This is a genomic window from Aeromonas sp. S11(2024) (assembly GCF_041402345.1).
Taxonomy (GTDB): domain Bacteria; phylum Pseudomonadota; class Gammaproteobacteria; order Enterobacterales; family Aeromonadaceae; genus Aeromonas; species Aeromonas veronii.
Genome location: NZ_JBGLRC010000063.1, coordinates 1 through 1058 on the forward strand (window position 1 = coordinate 1; position 1058 = coordinate 1058).

The 1058-nt window shown below is 53.3% G+C and carries 1 protein-coding gene; it reads left to right on the forward strand.

All coding sequences use genetic code 11. The features are described from left to right. Window positions 1-371: 371 nt before the first annotated feature. Window positions 372-800 (forward strand): N-acetyltransferase, encoded by a 429-nt coding sequence (locus ACB040_RS20725; protein ID WP_194496461.1) that lies wholly within the window; start codon window positions 372-374, stop codon window positions 798-800. Window positions 801-1058 lie beyond the last annotated feature (258 nt).

Here is a 1058-nt window from a genome sequence, read left to right on the forward strand (position 1 = left end):
CATACGGTGACTCCAGATAACACGGTAGGGGTACCGTTTTGTTATCCGGTTTGAAGCCGTATGACCACTCCCTTTTGTGGGCAACTGTCAGGTGAATACCATCTCCATACAGTCTATGAAGAGTTTACTGAGCAGGCGGCTTTTCAAGCGCACCAAGCCAGAGTCAAATCCTCCCGCTGGGGGAAAATAACCGTCAATGTCGAGCGACACTATACGGTAACAGGGATTGCATAAATCACAGCCTTGCCATTTTGGCCAAGGTGGCGAACCGGGAGTGGTGCAGAACTCTCCCCCCTCTCGCTACCACGAATGCCGATTACGCTGCGCTGATCGAGCCTGCGTTACTTCCACCCTTTGTTATTAAGGCCACTATGATCCGCCCATTATTAACAACCGATCTGGATGCCGCCGTCGAGCTCTGGTATCAGGCATCGGTACAAGCCCACGACTTTATTCCCGCCGCCTTTTGGCATGAGCAACGGGCAGCGATGCGGGACATCTATCTGCCCGCCAGCAAGAGCTGGGGTTATGAGGAGGATGGACAGCTACTGGGCTTTATCTCTTGGTATCAAGGGTCTATTGCCGCCCTGTTTATCTCCCCAACTCACCAATCACACGGGCTGGGTCGCCAACTGCTCGAACACCTCAAAGCCCAATATGATCGACTCGAGTTGACGGTCTACGCCGAAAATAAGCAGGCGCGGCGCTTCTATTCCCGCAACGGTTTCAAAGAGGGTGAGCAGCAGTTGTGCGAGCATAGCGGCCACCCCGAGCTGGTGATGCATTGGCAACGGGGATAAGCGGAGCGCCAACATAGATGGCCGCCCGCCTTGGCCGGTATTGGGCCGCCTTGAATGCCATGGCGGCATTCTCTACAATGACCCACTTTTTATTCATTTCGGGTTATATCGATGAGCGATACCAGCACCAAACCGGCTCTGCCGGATCGTGAATTCAGATAATAAGTGCAATGCCCATGGTGCATAGGAGAGAGGCGGTCAACTACCAGTTAGGGTACGCTTCTTCTCGCCAAAGAAACAAAGCGATACACCATGAAA

Bases quoted from the DNA above. Each gene is read 5' to 3' on its own strand.
- ACB040_RS20725 (WP_194496461.1), top strand. From the start codon at position 372: ATGATCCGCCCATTATTAACAACCGATCTGGATGCCGCCGTCGAGCTC.